The sequence below is a fragment of the Photorhabdus bodei genome (genome assembly GCF_003287735.1).
Taxonomy (GTDB): Bacteria; Pseudomonadota; Gammaproteobacteria; order Enterobacterales; family Enterobacteriaceae; genus Photorhabdus; species Photorhabdus kayaii.
In genome coordinates this window covers 79,235-95,450 of sequence record NZ_NSCM01000003.1, presented here as the reverse complement: position 1 = coordinate 95,450, position 16,216 = coordinate 79,235, and the positions used below count along the sequence as shown (strand labels likewise).

13 protein-coding genes are annotated in these 16,216 nt (G+C 42.7%); 8 read left to right on the top strand and 5 right to left on the bottom strand.

The features are described from left to right. Positions 1–100 precede the first annotated feature (100 nt). The 4 genes from CKY02_RS03825 to cysQ all read left to right on the top strand — a co-directional run bounded on the left by CKY02_RS03825 (position 101) and on the right by cysQ (position 4,906). Positions 101–721 carry a BamJ family beta-barrel-assembly machinery protein gene (locus CKY02_RS03825; protein ID WP_112894287.1) on the top strand — a complete coding sequence of 207 codons (621 nt, stop codon included), beginning with the start codon at positions 101–103 and terminating at the stop codon, positions 719–721. Between the two features lie 579 nt (positions 722–1,300). After that, on the top strand, positions 1,301–2,404 hold the full coding sequence (locus CKY02_RS03820) for a hypothetical protein (RefSeq protein ID WP_112894286.1): 1,104 nt from the start codon (positions 1,301–1,303) through the stop codon (positions 2,402–2,404). Positions 2,405–2,528: 124 nt separating this feature from the next. Beyond that, the gene (locus CKY02_RS03815; RefSeq protein WP_112894285.1) at positions 2,529–3,902 is read left to right on the top strand and encodes an MFS transporter; all 1,374 of its coding nucleotides are present in this window, start codon (positions 2,529–2,531) and stop codon (positions 3,900–3,902) included. A 260-nt stretch (positions 3,903–4,162) separates the two neighbouring features. Next, a complete protein-coding gene (gene cysQ, locus CKY02_RS03810) occupies positions 4,163–4,906 on the top strand; it encodes a 3'(2'),5'-bisphosphate nucleotidase CysQ (RefSeq protein ID WP_112877170.1) in 744 nt (247 codons plus the stop codon). A gap of 96 nt (positions 4,907–5,002) precedes the next feature. Here the strand turns inward: cysQ and CKY02_RS03805 are convergent, their stop codons facing one another. After that, positions 5,003–5,557 carry a YtfJ family protein gene (locus CKY02_RS03805; RefSeq protein WP_112894284.1) on the bottom strand — a complete coding sequence of 185 codons (555 nt, stop codon included), beginning with the start codon at positions 5,555–5,557 and terminating at the stop codon, positions 5,003–5,005. A gap of 290 nt (positions 5,558–5,847) precedes the next feature. Between CKY02_RS03805 and CKY02_RS03800 the strand changes: the two genes are divergently transcribed. Continuing rightward, positions 5,848–6,054 carry a DUF1107 domain-containing protein gene (locus tag CKY02_RS03800; RefSeq protein WP_011148633.1) on the top strand — a complete coding sequence of 69 codons (207 nt, stop codon included), beginning with the start codon at positions 5,848–5,850 and terminating at the stop codon, positions 6,052–6,054. 110 nt (positions 6,055–6,164) lie between these two features. On the opposite strand, the gene paeA is transcribed toward CKY02_RS03800, so the two are convergent. Together paeA and msrA are read right to left on the bottom strand one after the other, a co-directional pair. After that, positions 6,165–7,496: a polyamine export protein PaeA gene (gene paeA, locus CKY02_RS03795; RefSeq protein WP_112894283.1), complete on the bottom strand. Its 1,332-nt coding sequence runs from the start codon at positions 7,494–7,496 to the stop codon at positions 6,165–6,167. Between the two features lie 154 nt (positions 7,497–7,650). Next, a complete protein-coding gene (gene msrA / locus CKY02_RS03790) occupies positions 7,651–8,298 on the bottom strand; it encodes a peptide-methionine (S)-S-oxide reductase MsrA (protein ID WP_420800719.1) in 648 nt (215 codons plus the stop codon). A gap of 114 nt (positions 8,299–8,412) precedes the next feature. On the opposite strand from msrA, the gene tamA reads away from it, so the two are divergent. The 3 genes from tamA to CKY02_RS03775 are packed head-to-tail and all read left to right on the top strand — an operon-like array spanning position 8,413 to position 14,275. Continuing rightward, on the top strand, positions 8,413–10,155 hold the full coding sequence (gene tamA, locus CKY02_RS03785) for an autotransporter assembly complex protein TamA (protein WP_112894281.1): 1,743 nt from the start codon (positions 8,413–8,415) through the stop codon (positions 10,153–10,155). Continuing rightward, the gene (gene tamB, locus CKY02_RS03780) at positions 10,152–13,925 is read left to right on the top strand and encodes an autotransporter assembly complex protein TamB (protein WP_112894280.1); all 3,774 of its coding nucleotides are present in this window, start codon (positions 10,152–10,154) and stop codon (positions 13,923–13,925) included. The genes tamA and tamB overlap by 4 nt, the downstream gene beginning before the upstream one ends. Positions 13,926–13,927: 2 nt before the next feature. Further along, complete coding sequence (locus CKY02_RS03775; RefSeq protein ID WP_011148628.1) at positions 13,928–14,275, top strand: gamma-glutamylcyclotransferase family protein; 348 nt, start codon at positions 13,928–13,930, stop codon at positions 14,273–14,275. A gap of 99 nt (positions 14,276–14,374) precedes the next feature. Here CKY02_RS03775 and ppa read toward each other — a convergent pair whose 3' ends face one another. Continuing rightward, positions 14,375–14,905, bottom strand: a complete 531-nt coding sequence (ppa, locus tag CKY02_RS03770) for an inorganic diphosphatase (RefSeq protein ID WP_112877176.1) — start codon at positions 14,903–14,905, stop codon at positions 14,375–14,377. A 171-nt stretch (positions 14,906–15,076) separates the two neighbouring features. Then, complete coding sequence (gene fbp, locus CKY02_RS03765) at positions 15,077–16,081, bottom strand: class 1 fructose-bisphosphatase (protein ID WP_112894279.1); 1,005 nt, start codon at positions 16,079–16,081, stop codon at positions 15,077–15,079. Between the last annotated feature and the right edge of the window lie 135 nt (positions 16,082–16,216).

Below are 16,216 nucleotides of genomic sequence, written 5' to 3'. Positions count from 1 at the left end.
TTTGGGCGACATGTATTTTCCTGGTGACATCTTCGGTTTACCCTGCTGCATAGCGCTGTTATGCTTGCAGGTCTAATTTAATTTGATCACAGGTATTTTCATGGCAAAACTTTCTTTTGACTCTATCGAAGCACAAGCTAGTTATGGGGTTGGCTTGCAGGTTGGTCAGCAATTACTGGAGTCTGGCCTGCAAGGTCTGGAACCTGAAGCGTTGTTAGCGGGGTTATGTGATGCGCTGGAAAATCATTCTCCAGCGGTGCCGGTCGATATATTGCATCGAGCCTTACGTGAAATGCATGAACGTGCAGATGGTGTGCGTCGTGAACGTCAGCAAGCTATGGCAGAAGAGGGTCAGAAGTTTCTGGCAGAAAACGCTCAGCGTGACGGTATAAGCACGACAGAATCTGGTTTACAGTTCTCTGTACTAAAACAGGGTGATGGTGCAATTCCTGCCCATACTGACCACGTGCGTGTTCATTATACGGGTCGTCTGATTGATGGCACCGTGTTTGACAGCTCAGTACAGCGTGGTGAACCGGCTGAATTTCCTGTAAATGGGGTGATTGCTGGATGGATTGAAGCATTGACGTTGATGCCTGTCGGTTCTAAATGGGAACTTTATATCCCTTATAATTTGGCTTATGGCGAGCGTGGTGCTGGTGCATCGATTCCCCCATATAGCACTCTGATTTTCGAGGTGGAATTGTTGGATATTCTGTAAGTTTTATCTAGAAGTAGGATTAAAAAATAGCCGGTATATCCGTCTCAGACTACTGACAAACCCATTTGAAAAATGGGGGATATTTTCAAACCATCGAAAATTTCAGCTAGGATGTTGCCGATGAACTGGCTTTTTCTCAATGCCTAGGTTGTTTCTTTAAAATAGGTTTTTTGGCTTGGCCAGTTTTCGCTTTTACCTAAAAAATAGATGGTAATGCTATTGGTAACGCTATTTTCCTGATATTCCGTGTTGTTGCCACCAGCCTTTGGGTTCTTTCTGATCTTAATCGTGATCATAGTGCTGTTTCGTACTGGCAAGTCTGGGTTCCACTTTCTCCTTTCCCTTGTTAACACTTGTTTACTTTTACCTTTGTCTGAGTGTCAGCATTTTAAAGTATTTTTTATTTCTAATAACTTTAATGACAAATAAACAATGTTTTGTTTGTTTTTATTATAAAGATAATGTTGATTTATTAAATATATTGAAGAATAGTATGGATAATTCATTGCATCAACGATTATGAAAAGGTCTGGCGGATTAATAAGCCAGGAATGTTATCTTGATATAAAGGAAATGAAAATGAATGCAATTGAAATATCGCCATTAACACCCTATTTTTCTCGTCGTATTAATTCTGAAAGTCTATACCGAATTTCCCCGAAAAGAATGGCACAAGCCATTGATGTTAGTATTGATCTGGGAGAAGAAGAAAGTAATCCGACAAAGGGGATACCTGGTTATTTTGCTTATGGTTGGCGTAGCGCTGTCAACCGAATAATTCACGCTAATACACTCGGAGTAGAATATATTTCTCTAAGATTTATCTCGTCGGCAAATAGAAATAATAATATTGAAGCGGGCTTAATATTATTTGAAGAAACACTGCAAAATATATTGACTTCGATTGGTTCCGTGCCAGTAAAGATGATTGTCGATCCTTTTGGTCTGGCGTTAACAGAGGATGGGCAATGGGGTGTGCGGGATAATAACGGTAATTTTGATAAGGAACAGACTCATAATTTACTGGAAAAAGTGGGTTTTATCCTTTCGCGTAATCATGTTCATGGAGTGGTTACGTTGGGGCGTTTACCAGAGGAGGTGATGTTGACGAAAAAGGGGATCAGTAAAGCGGGGGATTATACGAAAATTTATTCGTTCTCCCAAAATAGTGAGACCAGCACTGCCTATGTTTATTTGGATGCTGTAGGCCATAATACCGGCCAGAAAATCATGCAAGGTAATGTCAAAGAGATGGATCTGTGGGCACTCCTCGATATTTGGCATGGTACTGATGTCTCGGTGATTAAACCGATGGAAAGTTTCCATCTGATGAGCTCATTGCGTTACCTGATTAAGAATGAAATTGCCTGCAAACAATTTTTGAATTCTCCCGATGTTAAGGATATGGCCCAGAAAAACGCCTTTGTTGCCAAAAGCCTGGCGGAAATGAATGCATCTCCTCTTGAGCTATCACTGAAATGTTCCCGAATCAAAATGGCTGGTTATACGGTTTCTGGCACAACTTACATGTTAGCACTATTGGCGCATGAAAAGGGTCCTGAGATGGCAAGGGCACGTATGGAGGAAATGTGGATAACAGCGCTTAGTGTGATGGATGAACAGTGTGAATGCTTGATTGATCGCAATGTGGTCAAATATCTTGAAGGTTCAATTCTTGCTTAGGTAAATTGACACGATATTGTCATATGTTTCAGATGATAGTGATCCCTGAATTATTGTTGTCTGAAACATTAATTATGTATGGAAAAGCGTGGCTATTATTCACCCTCTCACATTATAGGGCTATATGAATTCTTCTAATCAAGATACGAAATACAGAGCTATATTTATCGCCATCATGATCGTCACCTTTATGATTGGTTTTGATACAACTGGCTTAGGGATTGCTATCCCGGTGATCGCGACTGAACTTGGTTTTGGTGTTAAAGAAGGAGCATGGCTCAGCATTTCTTATACAGCAGGCTTTGCCGCTTTCCTATTACCAGCCGGAATAATCACTGATCGTCTGGGAGCCATGAGAACACTGATTTCCGCCTTGTTGGTGTTCGTTGTTGCTTCTTATATGTCCGTTAGTTGTGTTTCTCTTGGCAGTTTTACTTTTGTTCGTTTAATTCAAGGCATTGCCGCCGCTTTTTTGAATACAGCGGCGATGGCACTGCTGAATCTCTTGTTTCCAGTGGGAAGTGGTAATCGTTCACAGGTTTTCAAAACCTGGTCAATGATACTTGGGCTCAGTTTTTCTTTGGGGCCACCTCTGGGGGGCTTGATAATCAGGACGTTAGATTGGTCATGGATATTGTTGCTCAACTTGCCTTTAGGGGGGCTGGTTGTATTCTTGATGTTGAAAAGAAAAGGCCGCACCTTGTCTGCCGGTGGGACGTTAAGCCGTGTTTCGTTATTTAGTACCTTACCAGTGACGGCAATTCTGCTGTTGGTCACCATGTATCAATATATCGATCAAATGCTTCCGAGCCAAAATGGCACTATCATCAAGGCAACGCTGCTTATTCTGGGGGCAGTAAGCGTTTGGCTGTGTCACCATTTTTCTGCACGTAGTTTCACACGTTTACCTGAGCTTAAAAATGGTGCCTTTCTTATCTCATTGGTTCTGCCGATTATTTTTTCTATCGCCTATTGGAGCTTATTTGTGGTGTTGCCGCAATATTTCGCGGTGAAATTGGGCTTTGGTGCATTGTATCTGGTTATGACAATGCTATTGCTTTCTTTGCCGTTAACCTTGGTACCTTTATTGAGGATTGCCGAGCGTTTCAATCTTCAAGCTACCGAGGGATTCCTGATGTTAACGGTTGGATTGGTGCTGTTGGCTGGTATCTTTAGTCCGGTTGTTGATGGGAATGTTTGGTTGTTGGGGGTTGGATTGTTGCTGTTAGGTACAGGGGCAGCGGTGCTTAATCCATTGATGGCAAGGCTGGTGATGGACAATGTTGCTCCTGAAAATTCAGGATTGGCGGCAGCCCTTACTAGCACGTTGCGTCAAACCGGGTTTGCCGCAGGAGTCGCTTTTTTTTCATTGTTGACGCAACACAGTGGGAAGCCTGTTATTTATATCTCGGAAGCTATGGCGTTACTGATAGCTGCCATGTTGTCTTTAGTGGCGCTTGTGGTGTGCCAGGGTTTACAACGAAGTCGCGGGTATTAACGCAAAGTTTTTTAATGCTTAACTTAAAGGAATGAATTGTTGGTGGTACAACGGGTTAGATGACGGAATCATATTGGACAAAAGTGCTTGGTGAGAACATGAAGATCACAGCGATTGCATCAGATTGTCAGTAACTTGAGCAGGTATATCCAGTTGTTTTTGTTTTAAGAAGGGTAATAAAATTCTTACCGTTCCAATAAAAAGATCAATTGGTAATATAGTCTAAAATGATAACAGATGACTAACCGCAGAGGTGTGTGATGCTAGAACAAATCTGCCAACTGGCTCAGGAAGCTGGTGCGGCTATTATGACAATTTATCAGGATGAACATCCCCTGAAAGTTGATCATAAGCAAGATGATTCACCGGTGACTATGGCTGATATTGTGGCTCATAAAATAATTAAAGCCGGATTATCCCGTATCGCTCCGGAAATTCCACTGTTGTCGGAAGAAGAGCTTCCTAATTGGGAAGAGAGGCGTGATTGGAAGCGCTATTGGTTAGTTGATCCTCTGGATGGTACCAAGGAATTTATTAATCGTAATGGTGAATTTACGGTTAATATCGCCTTGATTGATGAGGGCGTTCCTGTGATGGGAGTGATATATGCTCCTGTGCAGGATACGCTTTATTCCGGGCAAGGGCGGCAGGCATGGAAAAAAGTCTGTGGAGGTCAATGTTTGCCGATTAAGATTCGTGATGCTAATCCACCAATGGTCGTCGTTAGCCGCTCTCATATGGATACAGAATTAGAAGATTATCTCAATCAGCTAGGTGAACATCAGACGGTTTCTGTGGGGTCTTCACTGAAGTTCTGTTTGGTGGCTGAAGGAAAAGCGCAACTTTATCCTCGCTTTGGACCCACTCATATCTGGGATACTGCGGCGGGTCATGCTATAGCCATTGCTGCTGGTGCTCACGTGACCAACTGGAAAGGCCAGACGCTAGATTATACGCCTCGTGAATCATTCCTGAATCCGGGATTTAGAGTAACGATTTTTTAATCGTGGTTGTTTTCTAGTAGATTTGTTTTTCAGCGGAATTGTGGTGATAAGGGCAAACGAAAACATACCTGTAAGTCGTTATCACCACGGATGTTTTTACTGTAGTTCCTTACGGACTAATTCAATGACCTGTTTGATTTCACTACCGTTTAACGCACCTTCTTTGGTAAACTTCGCTACGCCATTTTTGTCCAGGACAATAATGGCAGAACTTTTAGCTTCCAACTGCCAAGCTTTTTTGACCACACCGTTGCTGTCAGCGATAAACTGAGACCACGGAAACTCTCTTTTGCTATCTTCAATACTGCTGCGGACAAATGGTCCAGTGCCGAATATTGCATCATTGATATTGATGATGGTGGTTGTTTGGTATTTTTCTTTTGAAAAATCAGCGCGTTTTATTTCTTCTATCAGTGGAGCATTCATCTCTTTAGCTGCACTACGACCTGCAATATGTTGTATGACTCTCACTTTACCAATCAGTTTTCCACTATCCCAATTTTGGTAGCTAAACTTGTTATTGTTGAGTAACAACTCACCTTTATCAGAAACACTGATCGCAGGAACCTGTTGTTCCAGAGTGATGTTGTGGGCGAATGCTAAAGCAGGAGAACAAAGTAGCGCAGCATATAGCATAAAGTTCTTTATCATAATTTTTCCTTTGTAGGTTAATGTGACAATGCATGGATCTCTAGCATAGCGGGTATTAACTGATTTATCTCTTTAAAGAAGATCAAATTTTTAACATTAAGTAAGAGATAAAGTTACATAGTTATGTATATCTAAATATCTGTCATTTTATGTAAATTCAGTGCATAAAACTAAAAATGGAGGGAACAAAATCGGATAAATTCAGTCTATTATTCTACATAACGGTATGGTGTATGGAGTTGGTTCACCAAACGTAACCGTAAAAAGTATTTAGGAGGAAAAAAGCAGAGATGAAAATTTTTCACCGATATAACCCACTGAAAATTGCTCTCTACGTTAAAACTTTATTCCGTGGACGTTTATACATTAAAGATATGGGGGCTTTTGAATTCGATTGCGGCAAAATTTTACCGCCGAAGGTGAGAGATAAGCGCCATTTTAGTGTAATGAGCGAAGTCAATCAGCAAGTGCTACGTTTGCAGGCCGAAATAGGATAGATAACGAAAAAGCATCGGGTGCATACTGGTGTAATCTGCGCCACAAAATAACAATAAGTGGCGCTTAACATGAGAATACTAAACGGCCTTAGCTCAAGAATAGGCCGTTTTTATTTATCATCACTGATAGGCAGGTTTTGCGTTGGTGTCGTGGTGAGAGTATCAGTGATTTTTGTGACTAATAGCTGATCGATTTTGTAGTTATCAATATCGACAACTTCAAATTTGTAACCAGCAAACTTAACTGAATCAGTACGCTTTGGAATTTTACGCAACCGAAACATCATGAAACCTGCAATGGTTTCATAGTTACTTGAATCAGGAAAATTATCAATATCCAGTACACGCTGTACATCATCAATAGGTGTTCCTCCTTCTACTAACCATGAATTTTCGTCACGGATGATGATCTGCTCTTCTTGTCCTTGGTCGACTAAATCACCCATTAGTGTGGTCATAACATCATTAAGGGTAATCACACCCATTACCAACGCATATTCATTCAGGATAATAGCGAAATCTTCACCCGCTGCTTTAAAACTTTCCAGTGCATCTGAAAGTGTCAAGGTATCTGGAATGATCAGCGCGTTGCGGATCTGGACACCTTTATTGAAGCTTAGGCTTTGACCACTTAAGACACGGTTAAGCAGATCTTTGGAATCCACATAACCGATAACGTGATCAATATCTCTATCACATATTAGGTACTTGGAATGTGGCTGGCTAGAAACCCATTGTTTGATACTTTCCTCACTTTCATTCTTATCGAAGTAAATGATATTTTCCCTTGAGGTCATGGCAGAAGGCACTGTGCGGGATTCGAGCTCGAACACGTTTTCAATCAGTTCATGCTCTTGTTTACGCAACACACCAGCAACAGCCCCTGCTTCCACAATCGCAAAAATATCATCGGATGTGATATCTTCATTACGCGCTGTCGGAATTTTAAAGAGCTTAAAGATAAGATCAGACAGGCCATTAAATAGCCAAACTAGTGGACGACAAACTGTCAGACAGAAACGCATTGGGTTAACGATTTTCACGGCGACTGCTTCAGGCTTAATCATGCCGATACGTTTTGGTGTCAAGTCAGCGAGCAAAATGAATATACTGGTCACAATGGTAAATGAGCAGATAAAGCCCAACTGGTCTGCCCATTCGGGGCGCATAAATTTCATGAAAAACGTTTTCAATGAAGGAGAGAATGCGGATTCACCGACAATACCTGCCAAAATTGCCACTGCATTTAGGCCGATTTGCACCACGGTAAAAAACATTCCCGGCGCTTCTTGTAATTTGAGGACATGGGCTGCGTTGACATTACCTTCATCTGCCATCAGTTTTAGTTTGATTCGCCTGGAGGCAGCAAGAGAGATTTCAGATAACGAAAAAAAGGCGCTTATCGCGCACAATAGAAATACTATTAAGAGACTATTTAGCATAAGGAATCCATGTTCTACCTCCGGTGGTAGGGTAGGTTGTCATTAGAAAAGCACCGGAGGAAACAATAAAAATCATATAAAATAAAAAGTGACAACAAACACTTAGAAAGCTATTGATTAGCTTAGTAATTATAACATTAATTAAATGTGGCGGCTAGTTTTTGTTCATTTTGGGTAGGCAAACACCAATACCGCCTAGCCCGCAATACCCCTCAGGATTCTTAAATAGATACTGTTGGTGATAGTCTTCAGCGAAATAGAATGGCCCCGCTTCTGTGATCTCCGTTGTAATAGGACGGTTATCGCCTTGTTGTTGCATTGCTTTTTGGAAACGTTCACGGCTGGCTAATGCCAATTCATGTTGCTGAGGTGACACGGTATAAATCGCGGAGCGATACTGAGAGCCAATATCCCCGCCCTGGCGCATCCCTTGAGCTGGATCGTGGTTTTCCCAGAAAAGTTTTAATAAGTTTTCGTAGCTGTTTTTTGCTGGATCGTAAACAATTCTAACAACCTCAGCATGTCCGGTCAGGCCGTTACAAACTTCTTCGTAAGTTGGATTCGATGTTGTACCGCCGCTATAACCTGCGGAGGTGGTGTAAATATCAGGTTGTTGCCAGAATAGGCGTTCTACGCCCCAGAAGCATCCCATGCCAAAATAGGCAACTTCCATATTTTCTGGAACAGGTTCTATCGTATGATCGGTAACAGCATGGTTAGGTGAAACCTTAAGTGGCTCAGTTCTGCCTGGTAATGCACTATGAGGATCAATAGATAGGCTTTTATTAGCTGAAGTTGGCACAATTCACTCCCGTAATTATTAAGTTTTCAGATATTGATAGATTGTATATATTGTAAACTTTACTCAAGATAAATTGATTATAGTTAAATTATTCCGATCAGGTTAGGAGTTCGCGTGTCGAGATACCCCGTTTTATGCTTTCTTTGTGTGTCTATCGTAACTCCCATTGCTCATAGTGCTAATCTTCGTCTGAAAATAGAAGGATTAACAGGTAAGTTGGAAAAAAATGCCCGAATTCATCTCTCCACTATCAGCACTGACGAAGTTGCGCCAGATGGCCGTTTTCGATCTCGTGTAGATAAAGCGATTCGTGAAGGCTTGCGCCCGCTTGGTTATTATGAACCTATTATCGAATTTACCTATCAGGAAAATAAACCGCCAGCTCGCTCGGTATTAACGGCAAAAGTTACTGCGGGCGAACCTGTGAGAATTGCCGATGTTAATGTTGTTTTGGAAGGTGGGGCTAAGACAGATGGAGATTATGCCAAACTTGTTAAAAGCAAAAGCCCAAAGAAAGGAACGATTCTCAATCATGATGAATATGAAAACCTTAAAGGTTCTCTGACCGGACTCGCTATTAGGAAAGGTTATTTTGACGCGGTTATGAAAAAGAGCCAATTGGGTGTTGCCAAAGAACGACATGAGGCATTCTGGGACTTTGTTTTTAATAGCGGTGAGCGTTATCACTTTGGTCAGGTGCGTTATCGTGGTTCACAGATCCGCGAAGATTATTTGAATCATCTAGTTCCATTCGAAGAAGGGGATTTTTATACCTCTGAACAATTGGCCGAATTGAATCGGCGGTTAGCAGAAACTGGCTGGTTTAATTCAGCAGTAGTCTCACCGGATTTTAATACCGCTAGAAAAAATGGTGACGGAATGCTTCCTCTTGAAGCGGTATTAACTCCACGTTCCAAAAACTATGTTGAACTGGGTGGGGGTTATGGATCTGATGTAGGGCCACGGGTAAAGGCGAAATGGACAAAACCGTGGCTTAATTCCCGTGGACACAGCCTTAGCACCAGCATCAACCTTTCTGCACCTGAACAGGTTATTGATGCTACCTATAAAATGCCGCTGAAGATGAATCCGTTAGAGCAATATTACGCATTGCAGACGGGGTATAAGCGTAAAGATATCAACGATACCGTATCAGATACCGCGACAGTGAATCTTTCCCGTAATTGGGATCTTTCAACGGGTTGGCAGTATGGGATCAATATGCGTTGGAGTCTCAGCCACTTTACTCAGGCTAATGTCACCAATACGGCAATGTTATTGTACCCAGGGGCGAACGTCAGCCGTATCCGCCAGCGTGGAGGAACGATGCCTTATTGGGGCGATAGCCAGCGCTATTCTATTGATATCTCTGATACTTTTTGGGGTTCTGATGTTGATTTCTTGGTGTTACAGGCGCAAAACGTTTGGATCAGAACTTATTGGGATAATCACCGTTTTGTTGCTCGGGGTAATTTGGGTTGGATAGAAACCAATGCATTCGAGAAGGTTCCACCCGACTTACGCTTTTTCGCTGGTGGTGATCACAGTGTTCGTGGTTACAGATATCAGAAAATTTCCCCTAAAGACGATAAAGGAAAATTGACCGGTGCATCCGCACTGGTTGTGGGTTCACTTGAGTACCAATATAACGTAACGGGTAATTGGTGGAGTGCTGTTTTTGTTGATACCGGTGAAGCCATTAATGACATTAGAAAGAGCAATTTTAAAACCGGCGTGGGTGTTGGTGTGCGTTGGGCTTCTCCGGTCGGACCCATTAAATTTGACCTTGCCAGACCAATAGGGGATTCAGAATCCCGTAATATCCAGTTTTACATCGGGTTAGGATCTGAATTATGAGATGGATTAAAAAGGTCAGTATTACTTTTCTGCTGATGGTGACTTTGTTGGTTATTGTTGTTGCCGGGTTGGTAGGAACGCAATCTGGCCTGCATTTTATGATTAACAGTGCTGCTCGCTGGGTACCGGGACTAGATATAGCCAGCGTCAGTGGCGGTTGGCGTGATTTGACCCTGAAAGGCGTTAAGTATCAAATGCCCGGTGTTGATGTCAATGTGAATCAACTCCACCTTTCGCTTCGTCTTTCCTGCTTTAAAAACAGTCAGTTATGTATTAATGCATTGACGACAGAAGGCGTAATAGTTGCAATTAATACCAAACGATTGCTACCTGCGGGAGAATCGTCGCCAAAGTCAGCACCTTTAACTGAACTGAGGACACCATATCCGATTTCACTTGATTTGTTGTCCGTTAAAAATGCCACTGTCACTGTAAATGGCGTGGTATTTGCCCTTGATGAATTTAGAACCGCAGCTCAGTGGCAGCAAAAGGCATTAACGCTTAAGCCAACGAAAATTAATGGGTTGCTGGTGGGACTGCCAAAAACTCCCCCTGAACGGCTGAAAATAGCGGAAGCAGAGGAGAAAGCGAAACGAGGGACCGAACCGGAAAAATCGTTGGGAGAAATTTTGAAAAAATTATTCTCTCAACCGCTATTGACAACATTACCAGAAGTGCCTATTCCACTGGATATGACTGTTGCAGGGATAAGTGGTAAGCAATTACGGCTGACGGGTGATACCAATATCACAATCAATGAGTTTTTACTGCAACTTAGCAATCAGGGGCAGCAGATTCAGCTCAATAAATTGAATGTTAAAATGCCGCAAGGTTCTCTTGCCATTAATGGTTCCGCGACTCTGGCACAGCAATGGCCGATAAAACTGGTAATAAAAGGTGAGCTAAGTCGACAAGAGATCCAAGGGCAAAAGGTTAATGTAAAGCTTAATGGCGCTTTACTGGAGCAACTCAGCTTAGGGCTGAATTTGTCTGGTCCTGTCAGTGCTAAACTTGATGCTCAAGCGGAACTGGCTAAGGTAGGTTTGCCAGTGAGGGTGACGCTTGAAAGCCAGCAACTGAGTTGGCCTTTAACGGGGAAGCCAGAATATCAGCTTGATAGCATAAAAATGCGCCTCAATGGTAAGGCCAGTGGTTATGATTTGTCATTGCGTTCCGGTATTAACGGTAGTGAAATCCCGCCAGCATTACTTGTATTAGATGCCAAAGGTAATGAAGAACAGTTTAAGTTGACCCGTTTACGCCTGTCTGCTTTGCAGGGAAAGAGTGAACTGGTAGGTGTGGCAGATTGGAGTAAGGCGGTAAGTTGGAATGCGGTGCTGACACTCTCCGGGATCAATACCGCTAAACAGTGGCCGGAATGGCCAGCCAAAATCGATGGGAAAATAGTTACCCGGGGTAGTTTACACGGTGGTAGTTGGCAGCTTCATATCCCGGAAATTACGCTGGACGGTAACGTAAAACGGAACTTAATAAAAGCCAAAGGTAAGCTTTCTGGTAACGCGGCCGGTCAGTGGAATATTCCTCAATTCGAGCTGGCTTTAGGGCGCAATAAAATGAATCTCCAGGGACAATTGTTCAAACAGTGGAAACTGGATGGCGATATCCGTGCACCGAAGTTGGATGGTATATTTCCGGGGCTTGGCGGTGTCGTGAATGGAACGTTGAAATTACGTGGTAATATACAAGCACCTCAGCTTTTGGTTGATCTCAATGCTAACGGGTTGAAATGGCAGGATTTGCGCATTGATCGAGTGAATGTGAAAGGGGATGTACGTTCTGCTGAACAGATCCAAGGGAATCTTGCTGTTAAAATCAGTGAGTTGAAACAAGCGAATTTGATTGTCCGTAATTTTACGTTGGATGCTAAGGGCAATGAGAAACAGCACGACTTGCAATTGAAGATTGACGGCAAACCGATTGCTGGTCAACTTGCATTGAATGGTAGTTTTGATCGTAAGCAACAGCGATGGAAAGGGAGCATTAACAATACCCGTTTTGACACCCCGGTTGGAGAATGGCGTTTAACTAAAGCGATAACTCTTGATTATCTTAATCAGCAGCAGAAAGTCACTGTGGGCCCTCACTGTTGGCTGAATCCACATGCGCAGCTCTGCGTACCTGAATCCATTGAAGCTGGCGCCAGCGGTAGTGCATCCATTGTTCTTGAACGTTTGGATCTTGCTATGATTCAGCCATTACTGGGGCCTGAAACACATTTGAAAGGTGTATTCAGTGGCAATGCCGACGTTAAATGGAACGTGGAAAGCGGATTGCCTCAGGCCAACGTGAATTTGCGTGGTGATGGGGTGCATGTTAGGCAGATGGTTGATGGCACTGCATTACCGGTAGATTTCCAGACCCTGACACTCAATGTAGGCTTGAAGAATGGCACAGCAGAGTTGAATTGGTTATTTAAGATTATGGGAAATGGCCGATTCAACGGTGGCGTACAGGTTGCTGATCTTACTGGGAGTCGTAAGCTGTCGGGCAATGTTGATGTTCAGGATATTTCACTGGCGTTAATCAAGCCGATTCTAGGGAAAGGTGATAAAGCTGAAGGTCATTTGAATGCTAACCTGCGTCTGGGGGGGAATGTCAAAAATCCATTATTGTTTGGTCGGTTGAACTTGAGTGCATTGCAAGTTTCAGGTCATTGGATCCCATTTGATATTACTCAAGGGCAAATTGGTGTGAATTTTGATGGAATACGTTCCGTTCTTGATGGTGTTATTAAAACGCCGAAGGGGCAGCTTAACCTAAATGGTGATGCAGACTGGCGTAATGTGGATGCATGGCATGCACGAGTAACGGCTAACGGCGACAAGTTAAGAGTAGTTTTTCCACCAATGGTGAAAATTGATGTTAGCCCTGCTCTGGTGTTTGAGGCTTCTCCTCAGTTGCTGAAATTGGATGGTAGCGTTGGTATTCCTTGGGCGCGTATTACCGTGAAGGAGCTACCAGAATCGACAGTTGAGGCTTCATCGGATGAAGTTATATTGAATGAGAATCTTCAGCCATTACAACAGAAAAAAGCGTCTATCCCGATTCAAAGTAACTTGATGATTCATATAGGAGATGATGTTCGTCTTAGTGCCTTCGGCCTTAAAGCACAACTTAAAGGCGATCTGATGGTTGTTCAAGATAAACAAGGCCTGGGTTTGAATGGTCAAGTTGATATTCTTGATGGTCGTTTCCATACTTATGGACAGGATCTGATCGTTCGTAAAGGGCTGATTATGTTCTCAGGCCCACCTGATCAGCCATTACTTAACATTGAGGCTATCCGTAACCCAGATTCTACCGATGGGCGGGTTATTGCAGGGGTAAGGGTGAGCGGCTTGGCGGATCAGCCAAAAGTAGAAATTTTTTCAGAGCCTGTTAGATCACAATTGGAAGCACTTTCTTATCTGTTGCGTGGTGAAGGGTTAGAGAATAGTAACTCGGACAACTCACAGATGACGGCAATATTAATAGGTTTGGGGGTTGCACAGAGTGGTCAGTTGGTGGGTAAGATCGGTGAAATATTTGGTGTTTCCGACTTAGCACTGGATACTCAGGGAGTTGGTGATAAATCACAGGTAATTGTTAGCGGAAAGATTACAAAAGATCTGCAAGTTAAGTATGGCGTTGGTATATTTGATTCACTAGCAACATTAACCTTACGCTATAGGTTAATGCCTAGGTTGTATCTGGAAGCGGTGTCTGGTATTGATCAGACATTGGATTTGCTCTATCAGTTTGAGTTTTAAAAATGCGAATTATTGTTTATGGCAGCTTACGGCGCAAACAGGGCAATCATCATTGGATGACCGATGCTCAATGGTTAGGTGATCATCGGCTGGAAGGCTATGAGCTATATGACCTTGGGCATTATCCTGCCGTTATCCGTGGTGACGGAAGTATTGAATGTGAGGTATATCGAATCAATTCTACTATACTGACAGAATTAGATGATTTGAAAGATAATTCGCGGGAGTATGTAAGGGAATTGATTCAGACACCGTATGGCAATGCATGGATATATCTTTATCAGTTTCCAATAACCGGTTTACGGCGGATAAAAAGTGGTGACTGGTTGAAGCGCCATGTGGAAGAGTAAATAAAAATCCTTTTTTGTCATAAAAAGGGAGTATGGTATTAAAAAACCTCTGCCGGTGATGTTCCCCAGAGGTTTTTTAATTATTTAAACAGAGAAAAGTTATTTCTTAGCGGCCCGTTCGAAAGAGGAGATAATTTCTGCTTTAGCAGCTTCGACATTATCCCAACCATCAACTTTAACCCATTTACCTTTTTCCAGATCTTTATAGCGCTCAAAGAAGTGAGTGATTTGAGCGCGCAGTAGTTCTGGTAAATCAGTCACATCTTTAATGTGATCATACTCTTTGGTTAGTTTGCTATGTGGAACTGCGACCAGTTTCGCGTCTTCACCTGATTCATCAGTCATTTTCAGAACGCCAACCGGACGGCAACGGATCACAGAACCTGGTTGTAGTGGGTATGGTGTGGGAACCAGAACATCAACCGGGTCACCATCCAGAGATAAAGTGTTGTTGATGTAACCATAGTTGCATGGATAGAACATCGTGGTAGACATAAAACGGTCTACAAACAGCGCACCAGATTCTTTATCAATTTCATATTTAATCGGATCTGCATTTGCAGGGATCTCAATAATGACATAGATATCTTCAGGCAGTTTTTTTCCTGCCGGTACTAAGTTCAGGCTCATGAAAGTTTCCTTTATTTCAAACCAGAATAGAGTGGGGAGTATTATAGCCAAAACATTTTTTAAAGTACTCTCCATTTTTCTGACAAGTAAGCAGGGGTATTTTAACCTCATTAGTTAAAATTAAAAAAGCGACGAAAAATCCCGCCGCTTATCCGTCATTAACCGATGAAATTACTCATCTGGGAACTCAGCCATAAAACTCTCGGCTTTCTCTACCATCGATTTACTGCCCACAAAGAAAGGGACGCGTTGATGCAGTTTGGATGGGATGATATCCAGAATGCGATTAGCTCCATCACTGGCTTTACCGCCGGCTTGTTCAGCCAGGAATGCCATTGGATTACACTCATACAGCAGGCGTAATTTTCCTGATGGATGGCTGGCGGTACTTGGGTAAATGTAGATGCCGCCTTTCAGTAAATTGCGGTGGAAATCAGCAACCAGCGAACCAATATAACGGGTGGTATAAGGGCGCTGAGTTGCTTCATCTTGTTCCTGGCAATATTTGATGTATTTCTTTACCCCCATAGGGAATTTGATGTAATTCCCTTCGTTGATGGAATACATATTGCCATTGGATGGGAACTGAACTTTCTCATGGGAAAGACAAAATACTCCCAAAGAAGGATCGTAAGTAAAGGCGTGTACCCCACAGCCGGTGGTGTAGACCAGCATAGTTGAAGAACCGTAAACAACATACCCGGCGGCGACTTGACGATGACCTGGTTGCAGGAAATCTTTTTCAGTCACTGGCTGGCCGATGGGGGTAATACGGCGGTAGATAGAGAAGATAGTACCGACGGAAACGTTTACATCAATATTTGAAGAACCATCTAATGGGTCCATCAAAACAACATATTTTGCGTTTTCAGCGCGGTCTCCTTCGAAAATAACAATATCATCTTCTTCCTCTGAAGCGATCCCCGCAACTTCACCGCGTGCTTTCAGTGCTGCTTTGAGTTTTTCATTAGCATACAGGTCCAGTTTCATCTGCACCTCGCCTTGGATATTGGACACACCGCTGGTTCCTAAAATATCCACTAAACCGGCTTTGTTGATATCACGGTGAATGATTTTTGCTCCGAGCTTAATAGCGGAAAGCAATGCAGTGAGTTCACCTGTAGCGTGAGAAAAATCGTGCTGCTTTTCGACGATGAATTCGCCTAATGTTTTCATGACGAAAGTCCTGAATGTGATTTGATAGTGGTTTTAGAGTGTCCATTGCACTCTTACGCGGGCAGTTTAGCCAAAGAAAGGGATGATTCATAGGCTATTCCATTTCTTATCTTGCTTTTGATGGTTAAAATAGTG